Annotated in this window: 14 protein-coding genes and 1 tRNA gene; 2 read left to right on the forward strand and 13 right to left on the reverse strand. The window is 61.8% G+C overall.

Features of this window, described 5'->3' with window-relative positions; genetic code table 11:
* Positions 1 to 90: 90 nt before the first annotated feature.
* From AC07VF_RS18615 to AC07VF_RS18630, 4 genes are all read right to left on the reverse strand, one after another.
* Entirely contained in the window at positions 91 to 1338 is a 1248-nt protein-coding gene (locus AC07VF_RS18615; protein WP_427689148.1) for an MFS transporter, read from the reverse strand.
* Positions 1339 to 1612: 274 nt separating this feature from the next.
* The gene (gene dgoD, locus AC07VF_RS18620; protein ID WP_495009692.1) at positions 1613 to 2761 is read right to left on the reverse strand and encodes a galactonate dehydratase; all 1149 of its coding nucleotides are present in this window, start codon (positions 2759 to 2761) and stop codon (positions 1613 to 1615) included.
* Positions 2762 to 2844: 83 nt separating this feature from the next.
* Complete coding sequence (locus tag AC07VF_RS18625) at positions 2845 to 3480, reverse strand: 2-dehydro-3-deoxy-6-phosphogalactonate aldolase (protein WP_495009691.1); 636 nt, start codon at positions 3478 to 3480, stop codon at positions 2845 to 2847.
* 1 nt (position 3481) lies between these two features.
* Complete coding sequence (locus tag AC07VF_RS18630) at positions 3482 to 4498, reverse strand: 2-dehydro-3-deoxygalactonokinase (protein WP_495009690.1); 1017 nt, start codon at positions 4496 to 4498, stop codon at positions 3482 to 3484.
* A 380-nt stretch (positions 4499 to 4878) separates the two neighbouring features.
* Here AC07VF_RS18630 and AC07VF_RS18635 point away from each other — a divergent pair, with 380 nt between their 5' ends.
* Positions 4879 to 6024 (forward strand): acyltransferase family protein, encoded by a 1146-nt coding sequence (locus tag AC07VF_RS18635; protein ID WP_495009689.1) that lies wholly within the window; start codon positions 4879 to 4881, stop codon positions 6022 to 6024.
* Between the two features lie 795 nt (positions 6025 to 6819).
* On the opposite strand, the gene asd is transcribed toward AC07VF_RS18635, so the two are convergent.
* The 4 genes from asd to leuC form a co-directional block, all read right to left on the reverse strand.
* A complete protein-coding gene (asd, locus tag AC07VF_RS18640) occupies positions 6820 to 7932 on the reverse strand; it encodes an aspartate-semialdehyde dehydrogenase (RefSeq protein WP_065986059.1) in 1113 nt (370 codons plus the stop codon).
* An 81-nt stretch (positions 7933 to 8013) separates the two neighbouring features.
* Positions 8014 to 9096 carry a 3-isopropylmalate dehydrogenase gene (leuB, locus tag AC07VF_RS18645; RefSeq protein WP_495009688.1) on the reverse strand — a complete coding sequence of 361 codons (1083 nt, stop codon included), beginning with the start codon at positions 9094 to 9096 and terminating at the stop codon, positions 8014 to 8016.
* A gap of 141 nt (positions 9097 to 9237) precedes the next feature.
* Positions 9238 to 9876, reverse strand: a complete 639-nt coding sequence (gene leuD, locus AC07VF_RS18650) for a 3-isopropylmalate dehydratase small subunit (RefSeq protein ID WP_282372744.1) — start codon at positions 9874 to 9876, stop codon at positions 9238 to 9240.
* Positions 9877 to 9886: 10 nt separating this feature from the next.
* Entirely contained in the window at positions 9887 to 11311 is a 1425-nt protein-coding gene (gene leuC, locus AC07VF_RS18655) for a 3-isopropylmalate dehydratase large subunit (protein ID WP_122538324.1), read from the reverse strand.
* Positions 11312 to 11466: 155 nt separating this feature from the next.
* On the opposite strand from leuC, the gene AC07VF_RS18660 reads away from it, so the two are divergent.
* Positions 11467 to 12363, forward strand: coding sequence for a LysR family transcriptional regulator (locus tag AC07VF_RS18660; RefSeq protein ID WP_495009687.1), 897 nt, complete (start codon positions 11467 to 11469; stop codon positions 12361 to 12363).
* A 51-nt stretch (positions 12364 to 12414) separates the two neighbouring features.
* On the opposite strand, the gene AC07VF_RS18665 is transcribed toward AC07VF_RS18660, so the two are convergent.
* From AC07VF_RS18665 to AC07VF_RS18685, 5 genes are all read right to left on the reverse strand, one after another.
* Entirely contained in the window at positions 12415 to 12858 is a 444-nt protein-coding gene (locus tag AC07VF_RS18665) for an Hsp20 family protein (protein ID WP_495009686.1), read from the reverse strand.
* A 116-nt stretch (positions 12859 to 12974) separates the two neighbouring features.
* Positions 12975 to 13934: a tRNA dihydrouridine synthase gene (locus tag AC07VF_RS18670; protein ID WP_192174865.1), complete on the reverse strand. Its 960-nt coding sequence runs from the start codon at positions 13932 to 13934 to the stop codon at positions 12975 to 12977.
* Positions 13935 to 14009: 75 nt separating this feature from the next.
* Positions 14010 to 14450, reverse strand: a complete 441-nt coding sequence (locus AC07VF_RS18675) for an acyl-CoA thioesterase (protein WP_282372740.1) — start codon at positions 14448 to 14450, stop codon at positions 14010 to 14012.
* Positions 14451 to 14732: 282 nt separating this feature from the next.
* Positions 14733 to 15272: a TetR/AcrR family transcriptional regulator gene (locus AC07VF_RS18680; protein WP_495009685.1), complete on the reverse strand. Its 540-nt coding sequence runs from the start codon at positions 15270 to 15272 to the stop codon at positions 14733 to 14735.
* 215 nt (positions 15273 to 15487) lie between these two features.
* A tRNA-Glu gene (locus AC07VF_RS18685) sits at positions 15488 to 15563 on the reverse strand.
* Positions 15564 to 15565 lie beyond the last annotated feature (2 nt).

Consider the following 15565-nt stretch of genomic DNA (forward strand, 5'->3'; position numbering starts at 1 on the left):
TACCCAGGCATTGACGGCTTCCATGCCTCTCTCAAGCAAACGTCCGTCACCGGGCACGTGATTGACGTCCCTCGTTACGTATCGACAGGGTCATGACAACTCGATGCGTTCCACCTTGCCCACCAACAGGATGTAGGACAACGCCCCGAGCAGCGCCAGAACGGCGATGTAGGTGATAGCTGGCGCAAAGGAATCACCCGACGCGAGGAAGCCGATCACGATCGGGGTGGCGATTGCCGCCAGGTTGCCGATCAGGTTGAACGTGCCGCCGGTCAGTCCCAACAGCCGCGCCGGGGCGAGGGTCGAGACCAGCGACCAAGTGATCGACGCCAGGCCATTACCGAAGAAGGCCAGAGCCAGGAAAGCGATCACCAGCGGGGTCGAGTCGACGTAGTTGGCGCCGATGATCGAGGTGGAAATCAGCAGACCGGCGATGATCGGCGTCTTGCGCGCGAAGCCGACGGTATGACCGCGACGAATCAGCCAGTCGGAAAAGAATCCCGAGCAGAGCACGCCGACGAAGGCCGCGAGGAACGGCAGCGACGCCAGCAAGCCGGACTTGATGAAGTCCATGCCGCGGTATTTGACCAGGTAGGTCGGGAACCAGGTGAGGAAGAACCACAGCGTCGAGTTCAGGCAGAACTGGCCCAGGTAGATGCCCCACAGCTTGCGCTTGGTCAGCACGATGCCGAGGTCCTGCCAGCTGAAACCGCTTTTGCGTTTCGAGGCATCGGTCTGCATGTCGACCAGGCCGCCGCCATCCTTGATCAGGTCAATCTCGCCCTGATTGATGCCCTTAAAATCGCGGGGCTCGCGGTAAACCATGTACCAGATAGCTGCCCAGAGCACGCCGACGCCGCCGGTGGCCACGAACACCATGTGCCAGCCGTAGCGGGTCTGTAACCACGCGAGCACAGGGGTCAGGAAGGCCAGGCCGACGAACTGGCCGGAGGTGTAAAAGCCGACGGCGGTGGCGCGTTCTTTTTCAGGAAACCAGGCGGTGACGACGCGGCTGTTGATTGGATAGGCCGGGGCCTCCAGCGCGCCGACGGCCATGCGCAAAATGAACAGGCCGATGAAGCTGCCAACGAAGCCGAGAAAAATGGTCGCAATGGACCACAGCGCCAGTGCCACGGTGTAGAGAATGCGGGGCGGAACGCGATCCACCAGCCAGCCACCGGGGAGCTGCATGGCGGCGTAGGTCCAGCCGAACGCGGAGAAGATCAGACCGACGTGCACCGGGTCGATGCCCAGCTCGCTGGTCAGTGCGGGCGCGGCGATGGACAGGTTGCTGCGGTCGAGGTAGTTGATCACCACGGTGATGAACAGCAGCACCATGATGAAGAAGCGTTTGCGGGTCGGCGTGGCGGTGGTCGCCCGCGCTTGGGAAGCAGTCTGTGTGCGCAAGGGAAGTGCCTCTTTTTATGGTTATCTGAGGTCTGGAGTTTTTTGGTGTAAGTGAGCCGTGAAAAGCTTCGTGAGCAAGCTCACTCCCTCGTGAGGGTCAGCGCCCTCGACATCAGGGTCAGCCACAGTCCCTGTGGGAGCGAGCTTGCTCGCGAATGATTGTTCCCACGCAGAGCGCGGGAACGATCAAGTCAGCACAGACGGATCACCACTCGGCAAAGCTGCCGTCGGCGTGGCGCCAGATCGGGTTGCGCCAGCGGTGGCCGATGGCGGCGCGTTCCTTGACGTACTCTTCGTTGATCTCGATGCCCAGACCCGGCCCGTTCGGGATCTTCACCATGCCCTTGTCGTAGTCGAAGACTTCGGGATTCTTGATGTAGTCGAGCAGGTCGTTGCTCTCGTTGTAGTGAATGCCCAGGCTCTGCTCCTGAATGAACGCGTTGTAGCAAACGGCGTCCAGCTGCAGGCACGCCGCCAGCGCGATCGGACCCAGCGGGCAATGCAGGGCCAGCGCCACGTCATAGGCTTCGGCCATGTTGGCGATCTTGCGGGTTTCGGTGATGCCGCCGGCGTGGGAAGCATCCGGCTGGATGATGTCGACGTAGCCTTCGCTCAGCACGCGCTTGAAATCCCAACGGGAGAACAGCCGCTCGCCCAGTGCAATCGGCGTGCTGGTCAGCGGCGCCAGTTCCTTCAGCGCTTCGTAGTTCTCGCTGAGCACCGGCTCTTCGATGAACATCAGCTTGTACGGGTCCAGCTCTTTCATCAGCACTTTAGCCATCGGCTTGTGCACGCGACCGTGGAAGTCGACGCCGATGCCCACGTTCGGGCCCACGGCATCACGCACGGCGGCGACGTTGGCCAGCGCCAGATCGACCTTGTCGAAGGTGTCGAGGAACTGCAGCTCCTCGGTGCCGTTCATCTTCACCGCAGTGAAACCACGCTCCACCGCCCCCTTGGCGGCATGGGCGGTGTCAGCCGGACGGTCGCCGCCGATCCACGAATACACCCGAATCTTGTCGCGCACCTGGCCGCCAAGCAGGTCGCTGACCGACACGCCCAGCGCCTTACCCTTGATGTCCCACAGCGCCTGATCGATGCCCGCCAGCGCGCTCATGTGGATGGCGCCGCCCCGGTAGAAGCCACCGCGATAGAGCACGGTCCAGATGTCTTCGATGTTGCGCGGGTCTTTGCCGATCAAATAGTCGGACAGTTCCTCAACCGCTGCAGCCACGGTGTGCGCGCGGCCCTCGACCACAGGCTCGCCCCAACCGGTGACGCCCTGGTCGGTTTCGACTTTCAGGAAGCACCAGCGCGGCGGAACGATGTAAGTCGTGAGTTTGGTGATTTTCATGTCTTGTCTCTCTTATTCAAAAACACATGCTGTTAGCGCACTTGCTCAAAAACACAGCCTCGATGGCGCAACGAGCGGGTCAGTCACTGGTTGTTGGCAGGCTTGTGCTGGTGCCAGGCGTCGACATAGGCCTTGGCGCTCCTGGCCACGTCCTCGACGCTCATGCCCGGCTTGAACAGCCCCGAACCCAGGCCGAAACCGGACACGCCGGCGTCGAGGAAGACTTTCATGTTGTCCGGGGTGATGCCGCCCACCGGAATCAACGCCGTGCCGGCCGGCAACACCGCCAGCCAGGCCTTGACCACCGCCGGGCCCATTTGCTCGGCAGGGAACATCTTCAGTACGTCGGCGCCTTCGGCCAGCGCCGCGAAGGCCTCGGTCGGTGTCGCCACGCCCGGAGACAGGAACAGGCCTTCGGCCTTGGCTGCGCGCAGCACCTTCGGATCGCTGTGGGGCATGACGATGACCTGACCGCCGGCTTCCTTGACCTGGCGTACTTGCTCCGGCGTCAGCACCGTGCCCGCACCAATCAGGCAATCGGCGGGCAGGCTCTGACGCAGCAGGCGGATGCTGTCGTACGGCTGCGGGGAATTGAGCGGCACTTCGATGACGCGGAAACCGGCGGTGTACAGGACATCACCGATGGCCGGCGCTTCTTCGGGGCGCAGGCCGCGCAGAATCGCGACCAGACCGTTTTGCACGAGGGCTTGCTTGAGCATGTCAGTTCTCTACGTGAAGGGGCCGGGCAGCGGCCGAAGAGGAGGATTGAATCAGACCGGCCTGCACCGCGACCTGCCAGAGACCACGCTCGGTGGCCTGCTCGGCCAGGGTCACTTGGGCAAAGCCGTTGGCGTCGAGAGCGCGCTGATAGCGGGCGATCAACGCATCGCTGCCGATCAGGATCACGTCAGGCAATTGCGCGTCGGTCTGGTGCAGCAGTTGCGCCAGCGCGACGATTTCATGGCCGATCAACAGGCCTGACAAGTAATCGGATTGCGCGGTACCGGACAGCACGCCGGTCAAACCGAGCGTACGGCAACTGAAGATGGTCGACAGCGGACCCGCCGCGCCATTGGCCGACCGCGACACCGCCACGCCTCGGTCAAACGCTTCAGCGTCGAGGGTCTCGCTGCGCTGCATCGTGCGGCCAAGAATCGTGTGGCTGGACAGCGCGGCGTAGACCTCGCCGGTCATGAAGGTGTCGAAATGCTCGATTCGGCCGTCCACCGCCCTCACCCACTTCGAGTGGCTGCCGGGCAGGCCGATCAACAGGGGTTTGGCGGCTTCGCTGGCGGGCAAAGAGTCGAGAATGCCGAGGACCTGGGTTTCTTCGCCGCGCATCACGTTGGGCAGCTCGGAGCGCTGCAGGATGCCGGGAATGATGTGAACGTCGACGCCGCGCACGCTGCGCACCGTGACCAGCGCGGAGCTGAGCGCTGCGACGCTGGCGGGGGTCTGCTGATAGACCGCTTCGCGCCAGCCCTGGGCGCTGCCGACCATGCCGCAGGCGATCACCGGCAGCGTCGGTTCGGCGTCGAGCCAGTTGCCGCAGGCTTCGTCAAAAGCCAGCTCGAAGCCGTTGGAAACCTGCTGCCCGCCAATCGAACGGGGTGTCGATGGCAGCTGCATGATGCCCGCGCTGAGCGAACGTTGTTCCAGTACCCGGCCGTGTTCGCCGAGTCGATACGCGCGAAGGGAGGTCGTCCCCCAATCGAGCGCGATCAATTGCGCCTGCATGGCTTCACCTGATTGTTATTAATGAGTGAATGCGGGGCGAACTATAAACCTGTTGCGCTGGCAATCTCAATATATAACGGTCAATCCCATATATTGGGATTTTCTGACAGTAGGATGTCGATGATTGCTGTTCCGAACGGGTTTGCGGTTCGGGCATACTGCTGTCCGTGGCTGGCAAAACTTTCACGAACACCGTGTTAGCGTCGGCGTCGAAATAGCTGTGCCTCACCTCCTGTTTTCAATCTGCTCAAACCACTCATCAGCCTCAGTGCCGAAGGTGGTAACTTTCCTGTCTGTCCCTGCCATTGCCTGCCCTGCACACCTGCTGGCGCCTGTTCGCGTGCCCGCACGCCTGACTCATCTGAAAAAGGATCCTCACGATGAAGCGATTCGTCGCGCTCGACAGCCTGCGCGGTCTCTGCGCCCTGACCTTGATCGTTCATCACTCGCACGTCGAGCGAAGCCTCACGGAGCTGTCGTTTTTCCGTAATGCCAGCCAGTTTGCCGGTCTGTTCTTCGCCCTGAGCGGTTTTCTGATTTACCGGCGCTACGTCGGCACGCTGAATACCTCGCGGCAGCTGGGCGACTTCATGCTTGCTCGCGCCTGCCGGGTCATGCCGCTGCACATTGCGGTGCTGTTGTTCTTCATCGGATTCGAGTGCCTGAAGCTGGTGCTGGAGCGCTACGGGCTGCTGTTGAATTTCCCGGCCTTCAGTGGTGACCGTGCGCCTGGGGAGATTCTGCCCAATCTGTTGCTGATTCAGGCCTGGTGGCCGGGCTTCAATGCGCTCTCGTTCAACTACCCGTCGTGGTGGCTCAGCGTCGCGTTTTATCTGTGGCTGATCTTCGGGGTGGTCTGCTACGCACTGCCGGGGATGGCGCGGATGATTTTCACGCTGCTGGGCGGGTTGGCGTTTGTCGGCTTGTTCGTGGATTCCGATCTGCTGACGCGCTATGTGCTGTGGGGCACGGCGTGTTTTTTTGCGGGTACGGTGACCTATCGGCTGTACGCACGGCTGCGGCATTTCGTGCCGGGAATGGTGCTGGCCAGTGTGCTTGAGGTGGGGGTTTTGGCAGCGATCGGCTGGCTGATGGTGGCCGGCGACGCTCCGCTGACGATTGAGCTGTCGGTGCTGTTTTGCCTGGCGATTCTGGTGTTCGCCTGGGAAGCCGGGGTGGTGTCGCGGCTGTTGCAGGTGCGGGTGTTCCCGGCGCTGGGCCGGTTATGGCTGTCGATTTACCTGACCCATGCGGCGGTGATTTTCGTGGTCGCGACGGGGCTGACGGTGGCCGCGAAGTTTGGCGGGTATCCGCTGTTGGTGGACAAGCCGGGTGAGATGCCGGGGACGTTGGTGCGGTATCTGAGCACGGGCAGTGCGCTGAACGACAATCTGTTGTTGCTGTTGGTGGTGGTGGCGGTTGTGGTGGTTTCGATGGTGGTTCACCGGTATGTCGAAGTGCCGGGCGTGCGATTTGCCGCTGTCTTAAGATCAAGGTCAAATTCAAGATCAAAGGCATCTGCCTAGGGGCAGACTGTTTCGGCTTCGCCGAGTTACTTGGAAAAGCACCCCAAGTAACCAAGGGTGCTTGCTCCTGGTTTGGCCCCTCGTTCCTCGGGGTTCCTTCACTCCGGCCTCGCTCCGTGGGCCCGCCGCCATCCGCCATCCATGGCGGGGGGCGGCTCTCGCGGCATCCATGCCGCTCGGCCCACTCCGCGAAACCTGCGTTCAGCCTGCACCCAAGTCGCGATTGGCGGTGGCTGGACTTTTTGCGTAGGAAGATCAAAAGCAGATCAAAAGCTTCCCGGCTGAAGCCGGTCCTACAGGACACCGCGTGCATTCAGGAGGAATGGCTTTAGCCGGGAAAGCGTCAGTGGGAACGATCGGATAATCGATGGTGAATGAACCGGCCCCTTCCCGGCTAGAGCCGGTCCCACTAACAGACCGCACAGACCGCACGCCTCTGTGGGACCGGCTTTAGCCGGGAAGCCGTTGCTCTTGCTGTGCTTTTGATCTTCATATGCAAAAAGTCCAGACGACACCCATCGCGACTTGGGTGCAGGCTGAACGGAGGTTTCGCGGAGTGGGTCGAGCCGCATGGATGCGGCGAGAGCGCCGTCAGGGCATGGCTGCCCGTTCGGCGCGGGCCCACGGAGCGGGACCGGAGTGAGGGAACCCGACGAAGTCGGGCCCAACCAGGAGCAGGCACTTTTGGTTACTTTTGGTGCTTTTCAAAAGTAACTCGCCGAAGGCGAAACGTCTGCCCCCAGGCAGACGCTCTTGATCTTGACGTACGAACCCACGCCGCAGGTCGCCGGGTGATTACCGTTCCAGAAGAATCCGCAACATCCGACGCAGCGGCTCGGCCGCGCCCCACAACAACTGATCGCCCACAGTAAACGCGCCCAGATACTGCGAACCCATGTTCAACTTGCGCAAACGCCCCACCGGAATATTCAACGTCCCGGTTACCGACGTCGGGCTCAGCTCCTGAATGCTTGCCTCGCGATTATTCGGCACCAGCTTCACCCACGGGTTGTGCTGACTGATCATTCCCTCGATATCCGCGATCGGCACATCCTTGTTCAGCTTGATCGTCAGCGCCTGACTGTGGCACCGCATCGCACCGATGCGCACGCAAATACCGTCGACCGGAATCGGGCTCTTGAAACGACCCAGAATCTTGTTCGTCTCTGCCTGCCCTTTCCACTCCTCACGGCTCTGACCGTTCGGCAGCTCCTTGTCGATCCACGGGATCAGACTGCCCGCCAGCGGCACCCCGAAGTTCTCGGTCGGGAAACCCTCGCCACGCATCGCGTCAGCCACCTTGCGGTCGATGTCCAGAATAGCGCTGGCAGGGTTCGCCAGCTCGTCGGCCACCGACGCATTGATCGCGCCCATCTGCTTGATCAGCTCACGCATGTTCTGCGCACCGGCGCCGGAAGCGGCCTGATACGTCATGACGTTCATCCACTCCACCAGACCGGCCTCGAACAGCCCGCCCAGGCCCATCAGCATGAGGCTAACGGTGCAGTTGCCGCCGATGTAGTTCTTGGTGCCGGCATCCAGCTGCTGGTCGATGACCTTGCGATTGACCGGGTCGAGGATGATCACCGCATCGTCCTGCATGCGCAGGGAAGACGCCGCGTCGATCCAGTAACCCTGCCAGCCCGCCTCGCGCAGCTTGGGGAAAACCTCGTTGGTGTAGTCGCCGCCCTGGCAGGTCAGCACCACGTCCAGGGTCTTGAGCTCGTCAATGCTATAGGCATCTTTCAGCGGCGCGACGTCCTTGCCCACCGACGGGCCTTGGCCGCCGACGTTGGAGGTGGTGAAAAAAACCGGCTCAATGAGATCGAAATCCTGCTCTTCCAGCATGCGCTGCATGAGCACGGAACCGACCATCCCGCGCCAACCGACCAGACCTACACGTTTCATCGCAACTACACCTTAATTAAAAGTGGGGCCCCGACCGCAGAGAGCGAAAGGGCTCAACCTGACAGTCGTGGGCCCGAGATATTACAGATTGCGCAGCGCGGCGACTACGGCGTCGCCCATTTCCTGCGTCCCGACCCGGGCATTGCCTTCGGACCAGATGTCGCCGGTGCGCAAGCCCTGATCCAGCACCAGGCTGACGGCTTTCTCGATGGCGTCGGCGGCGGTGTGTTCGTTGAAGCTGTAACGCAGCATCATCGACACCGACAAAATCGTCGCCAACGGGTTGGCCACGCCTTTGCCGGCGATGTCCGGCGCCGACCCGTGGCAGGGCTCGTACATGCCCTTGTTGTTCGAATCCAGCGACGCCGACGGCAGCATACCGATGGAACCGGTGAGCATCGACGCTTCGTCGGAGAGGATGTCGCCGAACATGTTGTCGGTCACGATTACGTCGAACTGCTTAGGTGCGCGGACCAGCTGCATGGCGGCGTTGTCGACGTACATGTGGCTGAGTTCTACGTCCGGGTAATCCTTGGCGACCTGCTCGACGATTTCGCGCCACAACTGGCTGGAGGCCAGCACGTTGGCTTTGTCCACCGAGCAGAGCTTCTTGCCGCGCACGCGGGCCATGTCGAAGCCGACGCGGGCGATGCGGCGGATCTCGCTTTCGCTGTAGGGCAACGTATCGTAGGACTGGCGCTCGCCGTTTTCCAGTTCGCGGGTGCCGCGCGGTGCACCGAAGTAGATACCGCCGGTCAGCTCGCGGACGATAAGGATATCCAGGCCGGCCACGATTTCTGGCTTAAGGCTGGAGGCATCGGCGAGCTGCGGATACAGAATTGCCGGACGCAGGTTGGCAAACAGGCCCAGTTGCGAGCGGATCTTCAGCAGGCCGCGCTCCGGACGGATGTCGCGCTCGATGGCGTCCCATTTCGGGCCGCCCACGGCGCCGAGCAATACGGCGTCAACGGAACGGGCGCGCTCAAGGGTTTCATCGGCCAGCGGCACGCCATGCTTGTCGATGGCCGCGCCGCCGATAACGTCGTGGCTCAGTTCGAACCCCAGCTGATATTTCCCGCTGGCCAGCTCCAGCACCTTGACCGCCTCGGCCATGATTTCCGGACCGATGCCATCACCTGGAAGAATCAGAATCTGCTTGCTCATAAAACCCTCGTTTCAGAATACGTGTCGAGCCGGTGATCGGTGCCGACTCGGGAGCGGCAAGCTCCAAGCGGTGAGCTGCAAGAATCAGCAGTCACACCGCGGTCAACTTGCCGCTTGCAGCTTGAAGCTTGCAACTGCCCCTCAGCGAAACAGCCAAGGCTGCGAAGCCCGATGCTTGCTTTCGAACGCGGCAATCGCCTCGCCGTCCACCAGGGTCAGGCCGATGTCGTCCAGGCCGTTGAGCAGGCAGTGCTTGCGGAAGGCGTCGATCTCGAAGCGGTACACCTTGCCGTCTTCGCGGGTCACGGTCTGCGCTTCCAGGTCCACGTTCAACTGGTAGCCCGGTGTGGCTTCAACCACCTTGAACAGCTCATCGACCTCGCTTTCGGTCAAGATGATCGGCAGCAGGCCGTTCTTGAAGCTGTTGTTGAAGAAAATGTCTGCGTAGCTCGGCGCGATGATGCTGCGAAAGCCGTACTCTTCCAACGCCCACGGGGCGTGTTCACGGCTCGAGCCGCAGCCGAAGTTCTCCCGCGCCAGCAACACGCTGGCGCCTTGGTAACGCTCGGCGTTGAGCACGAAGTCCGGGTTCAGTGGACGTTTGCTGTTGTCCTGGTACGGCTGACCCACATCGAGGTAACGCCACTCGTCAAACAGGTTCGGGCCAAAGCCGGTGCGGCGGATCGACTTCAGGAACTGCTTGGGGATGATCTGATCGGTGTCAACGTTGGCGCGATCCAACGGAGCGACCAAACCGGTGTGTTGAGTAAAAGGCTTCATACGGGGCTCCTTATGCCTGGCTCATGGTGCGAACGTCGACGAAACGGCCGTTGACCGCTGCCGCTGCCGCCATCGCCGGGCTGACCAGGTGAGTACGACCACCGGCACCCTGACGGCCTTCGAAGTTGCGGTTGGAGGTCGACGCGCAGTGCTCGCCGCTCTCAAGCCGGTCCGGGTTCATCGCCAGGCACATCGAGCAGCCCGGCTCACGCCATTCGAAACCGGCTTCGATGAAGACCTTGTCCAGCCCTTCCCGCTCGGCCTGTTCCTTCACCAGACCCGAGCCCGGCACAACGATCGCCTGCTTAATGGTCGACGCCACTTTGCGGCCCTTGGCGATGTCCGCCGCCGCGCGCAGGTCTTCGATCCGCGAGTTGGTGCACGAGCCGATGAACACGCGATCGAGCTGGATATCGGTGATCGCCTGATTGGCTTTCAGGCCCATGTACTTCAAGGCGCGCTCGATGGAGCCACGCTTGACCAGATCGGCTTCCTGCGCCGGATCCGGCACGTTCTGATCCACGGCCACGACCATTTCCGGGGAGGTGCCCCAGCTGACTTGCGGCTTGATCTGGGTCGCGTCGAGCTCGACCACGGTGTCGAACACCGCGTCGTCGTCGGACACCAGGTCCTTCCAGGCTTCAACCGCTGCGTCCCACTGCTCGGCAGTCGGTGCGAAAGGACGACCCTTCACGTAGGCAATGGTCTTTTCATCGGTCGCCACCAGCCCGACGCGTGCGCCCGCTTCGATGGACATGTTGCAGATGGTCATGCGGCCTTCGACGGACAGGTCACGGATGGCGCTGCCGGCGAACTCGATGGCATGGCCGTTACCGCCGGCGGTGCCGATCTTGCCGATGATGGCCAGGACGATGTCCTTGGCGGTGACGCCGAACGGCAGCTTGCCTTCGACCTTCACTTGCATGTTCTTCATTTTCTTGGCGACCAGGCACTGGGTCGCGAGGACGTGCTCGACCTCGGAGGTGCCGATGCCGTGGGCCAGGGCGCCGAATGCGCCGTGGGTCGAGGTGTGGGAGTCGCCGCAGACCACGGTCATGCCCGGCAAGGTCGCGCCCTGCTCCGGGCCGATGACGTGAACGATGCCCTGGCGGACGTCGTTCATCTTGAATTCGGTGATGCCGTATTCGTCGCAGTTGTCGTCCAGGGTCTTGACCTGCAAGCGCGACACCTGATCGACGATGGCGTCAACGCCGTCCTTGCGGTCCGGGGTGGTCGGCACGTTGTGGTCGACGGTCGCGACGTTGGCGTCGATGCGCCACGGTTTGCGACGGGCCAGGCGCAAGCCCTCGAAAGCCTGAGGCGAAGTCACTTCGTGGATGATGTGACGGTCGATGTACAGCAGCGCGGAGCCATCGTCGCGCTGCTTGACCAAATGCGAATCCCAGAGCTTGTCGTAGAGCGTTTTGCCGGCCATCAGACGGTTCCTCATCAGCGTATTTCTATGCCCCGGCCGCCGATGTCGAAATGACACCGTAAAGACCCTTGGCTTGTGGGGGAGATGCTATGGAATATGCTTAAATAACTCAAATTCATATTTTTCATGCTTTGCATAACCAACAGGAATCCGAGATGGATTTGGCCAACCTCAATGCCTTTATCACCATCGCCGAGATGGGCAGTTTCTCGGCCGCCGGAGAGCGCCTGCACCTGACGCAACCGGCGGTCAGCAAGCGCATCGCCGGTCTGGAGCAGCAGCTGGACGTGCGGCTGTTTGATCGTCTGGGCCGCGAGGTCAGCCTGACCGAAGCCGGACGCGCACTCCTTCCCCGCGCTTACCAGATTCTCAATGTGCTGGATGACACCCGTCGCGCGCTGACCAACCTGACCGGCGAGATCACCGGGCGTCTGACTCTGGCAACCAGTCACCACATCGGACTGCACCGGTTGCCTACGCTGTTAAGGGCGTTTACCAAGACCTACCCGGACGTCGCGCTGGACATTCAGTTTCTCGATTCGGAAGTGGCCTACGAAGAAATCCTCCACGGCCGTGCGGAGCTGGCGGTGATTACATTGGCGCCCGAGCCCCACGCGCTGGTGAAGGCCGTCAAGGTCTGGGACGACCCCCTGGATTTTGTCGCCGCACCCGAGCACCCGCTGGCCACTCAGAAAAACGTCAGCCTGGCCGACATCGCCGGCTACCCCGCGGTGTTCCCGGGCGAAAACACCTTCACCCACCACATCGTCAGCGGACTGTGCGAAGCCCAAGGGCTGAAGCCGAATATCGCCATGAGCACCAACTACATGGAGACGATCAAGATGATGGTGTCCATTGGCCTGGCCTGGAGCGTGCTGCCCCGGACCATGCTCGACGAGCAAGTCACGGCCATTCCGTTACCGGGCATTCAGTTGCTCCGACAGCTGGGGTACATCGTCCACACCGAACGCACGCTGTCCAACGCCGCGCGGGCGTTCATGGCGCTGCTGGATGCGCAGGCCGCCGGGCTGGAGCAATCGCAGGCGCGCTGAACGGGCACAAAAAAGGCGCCCCGCAGGGCGCCTTCTCACGCTGACTCGGGATCAGTGAGTCAGGGTTTTCTGAGCATTGATTTCGATGCGTTTTGGCTTGGCCTCTTCAGGCACCAGACGCAGCAGGTCAATGTTCAGCAGGCCATTGGCCAAAACAGCGTTTTTGACCTCGATGTGATCAGCCAGACGGAACGACAGCTTGAATGCACGCTGGGCGATGCCCTGGTGCAGGAAGGTCACGCCTTCCGCGGTGTTCTCGCGCTTGCTGCCGGTGACGGTCAGTACGCCCTTCTCGACTTGCAACTCCAGATCTTCCTCCTGGAACCCCGCAACCGCGATGACAATGCGGTATTGGTCATCCGCGTGTTTTTCGACGTTGTAGGGAGGATAGCTGCTCGCCGACTCGTTGCGCGCCGCCGATTCGAACAGGTCGTTGAAGCGGTCGAAGCCAACGGAGTGACGGAACAGTGGAGCCAGGGAAAATGCAGTAGTCATCTGAAAATCTCCTGATAAATCAGCAAGTGGTTATCTCCGCGACCCGATTTCGGCATCGCGTAACCCCAAAATAGGGACAGCCATTTGCGTTTCAAGAGTCGTGAAAAAGATTTTTTTCAGGCGGCTTCCGGCACGTTCACGCCGAGCATCTGGCTGATCCGCTCGCAGTCGGTTTCGCGGCGCAGGGCATCGAACAGCAGAGTCGCTTCGGGGTAGCTTTTGGTCAGCAGAACCACCCATTGCTTGAGCCGGCCCGGTGCCTGAACGCGGGTCATCTTGGCCATGGCCTGCAGCCAGAAATCCCGCAGCAGCGGCTGTAACTCGATCCAGGTCATGGGGATGACGTCACGCCCGGCTTGCGCAGCGGCGATCTGACGGCCCAGGTCCGGACGCGCCACCAGACCGCGGCCGATCATGATGTCACGGGCCCCGCAGATTTCCCGGCAGCGCCGCCAGTCGTCGACGGTCCAGATCTCGCCGTTGGCAATGATCGGAATCTTCACCACGTCCTGAATCTTGCCGATCCACTCCCAGTGTGCCGGCGGCTTATAGCCGTCAACTTTGGTGCGGGCGTGGACGACGATGTGTTCAGCGCCGCCCGCTTCCAGCGCCCGGGCGCAATCAAGGGCCGGCTCGGTGCTGTCGTAGCCCAGGCGCATCTTGGCGGTAACCGGAATGTGTGCCGGCACGGCGCGGCGTACGTGGCTGAGGATGGTGTGCAGCAGCTCCGGCTCCTTGAGCAGCACCGCCCCGCCCCGGGATTTGTTGACGGTCTTGGCCGGGCAGCCAAAATTCAAGTCGATGACCGGGGCGCCCAGTTCGGCCGCGAAGGCAGCGTTCTCGGCCAGACACACCGGGTCAGAACCCAGCAGTTGCACACGCAGCGGCACGCCGGCGCGGGTTTTCGAACCCTGCAGCAGTTCGGACGCGAGCTTGTGGAAGTAATGCTCCGGCAGCAGACGCTCAGTCACCCGAATGAATTCGGTCACGCACCAGTCGATGCCGCCGACTTGCGTCAGCACGTCGCGCAGGATGTCGTCGACCAGGCCTTCCATGGGCGCCAAGGCAATTTGCATGGGTCACACTCGAAAAAAAGTCCGGCAGTTTACGCAGAGACCGGCGGATTGGATACGCTTTACCCGCGCCGGACGTCAGGACACAACACGGTGCAGGCCGGCGGCGTAGCCGTCGATGAACTCGCTCGGCATGCGCTTGGGCTTGCCCGACGAGAGTTCGATGCAGACGAAGGTGGTTTGCGCCCGCAGCAAGGTCATGCCGTCACTCGGCCGTTTCAGCTGGAAGCGCCGGGTCATCTTCAGGCGCTGGTCCCAGTCGACGATCCAGGTCGCCAGTTGCAGCTCGTCATCCTGGTAGGCGCTGGCCAGGTAATCGATTTCGTGACGCACCACGGCCATGGCCCGGTCGAGTCGGCGATACTCGGTCAGGTCCAGGCCCAACTGCTGGGAATGCCGCCATGCGCAGCGTTCGAGCCAAGTGACGTACACGGCGTTGTTGGCGTGGCCCAGGCCGTCGATGTCTTCCTCGCCCACCTGCAGATCGATGACGAACGGCGTTGCCAGATCCCAGACCATGTTTTTCTGTCCCTATCAAATTCATTACGCAGGCAGTGTAACCAAAAGCATCGGACAAAACTGAGGGCGGTCGTGGTTGGCCAGAGGTTGAGGGTGCCTGCGCCGGCCTCTTCCCGGCTGAAGCCGGTCCCACTAAAAAAGCATCGCGTGCATCCAGAGGGATTGGCTGAACGCGAAACTTTGTGGGACCGGCTTTAGCCGGGAAGGCGTCGGGTGTCACGCTGCAGAATCGAGGGTGCCTGCGCGGGCCTCTTCCCGGCGGAAGCCAGTCCTACAACGGCATCAGAGCACCGCCGACTTGGCTGCCCGCAGCACTCGATCCGATAGCTCACTGGGGCCCAGGGCTCGGGCGAGTGCCAGGCCGCCGACCATCAAGGCGATGTCGGCCAGGGTCTTGTCGGTCTCTTCAGGGCTGGCGGCGAGCTGCGCCACCATCAGTTCGACGTGTTCGGCCAGTACGTTGCGAAAATCAACGGACAGACGCGCCATCTCCCCTATCGCCGTCGGCAAGGGGCAAGCGTGCTCTTGAGCGTCGCGGTGCCTGCGCGACAGGTAGAACGCCGCCAACAGCGCGCGCCGCTCCTCGCCCGGCAATTGGTCGTCAATGCTGGCGACCATCTCACGGCGTTCGGCCAGCAACTGGCTGAACGCTTCCAGCATCAGGGCTTCCTTGCTGTCGAAATGCGCATAGAACCCGCCCACCGTGAGCCCCGCTGCGCCCATGATCTCGTTGACGCTGGGCTCGATCGGGCCGCGCGCAATCAGGGCGGTGCTGGCAGCAGCGAGAATACGTTCGCGGGTCTGTGCTTTTTTGTCGTTCATGACCGCCTCCGGGATGATGACGATAATATTATCCTCATCATGTGCGTTGGCAAGGACGCATCAGGCATTTGGGATGACTGACAGCCGGATGAGACAAGAGAGATGACTGAAGATGAGGTAAACAAAGAAAGAAGGGATTGAGAACTCAAACCCCGAAAAAACAAAAGGGCCATTCAATAATCGAATGACCCTTGGTCTCGCAGAGCGAGAAATCGTGGCGTCCCCTAGGGGACTCGAACCCCTGTTACCGCCGTGAAAGGGCGGTGTCCTAGGCCACTAGACGAAGGGGACGC

Source organism: Pseudomonas sp. GW821-FHT02H06 (genome assembly GCF_059421525.1).

Bases quoted from the DNA above. Each gene is read 5' to 3' on its own strand.
- AC07VF_RS18615 (WP_427689148.1), bottom strand. From the start codon at position 1,338: ATGGTGCTGCTGTTCATCACCGTGGTGATCAACTACCTCGACCGCAGC.
- dgoD (WP_495009692.1), bottom strand. From the start codon at position 2,761: ATGAAAATCACCAAACTCACGACTTACATCGTTCCGCCGCGCTGGTGC.
- AC07VF_RS18625 (WP_495009691.1), bottom strand. From the start codon at position 3,480: ATGCTCAAGCAAGCCCTCGTGCAAAACGGTCTGGTCGCGATTCTGCGC.
- AC07VF_RS18630 (WP_495009690.1), bottom strand. From the start codon at position 4,498: ATGCAGGCGCAATTGATCGCGCTCGATTGGGGGACGACCTCCCTTCGC.
- AC07VF_RS18635 (WP_495009689.1), top strand. From the start codon at position 4,879: ATGAAGCGATTCGTCGCGCTCGACAGCCTGCGCGGTCTCTGCGCCCTG.
- asd (WP_065986059.1), bottom strand. From the start codon at position 7,932: ATGAAACGTGTAGGTCTGGTCGGTTGGCGCGGGATGGTCGGTTCCGTG.
- leuB (WP_495009688.1), bottom strand. From the start codon at position 9,096: ATGAGCAAGCAGATTCTGATTCTTCCAGGTGATGGCATCGGTCCGGAA.
- leuD (WP_282372744.1), bottom strand. From the start codon at position 9,876: ATGAAGCCTTTTACTCAACACACCGGTTTGGTCGCTCCGTTGGATCGC.
- leuC (WP_122538324.1), bottom strand. From the start codon at position 11,311: ATGGCCGGCAAAACGCTCTACGACAAGCTCTGGGATTCGCATTTGGTC.
- AC07VF_RS18660 (WP_495009687.1), top strand. From the start codon at position 11,467: ATGGATTTGGCCAACCTCAATGCCTTTATCACCATCGCCGAGATGGGC.
- AC07VF_RS18665 (WP_495009686.1), bottom strand. From the start codon at position 12,858: ATGACTACTGCATTTTCCCTGGCTCCACTGTTCCGTCACTCCGTTGGC.
- AC07VF_RS18670 (WP_192174865.1), bottom strand. From the start codon at position 13,934: ATGCAAATTGCCTTGGCGCCCATGGAAGGCCTGGTCGACGACATCCTG.
- AC07VF_RS18675 (WP_282372740.1), bottom strand. From the start codon at position 14,450: ATGGTCTGGGATCTGGCAACGCCGTTCGTCATCGATCTGCAGGTGGGC.
- AC07VF_RS18680 (WP_495009685.1), bottom strand. From the start codon at position 15,272: ATGAACGACAAAAAAGCACAGACCCGCGAACGTATTCTCGCTGCTGCC.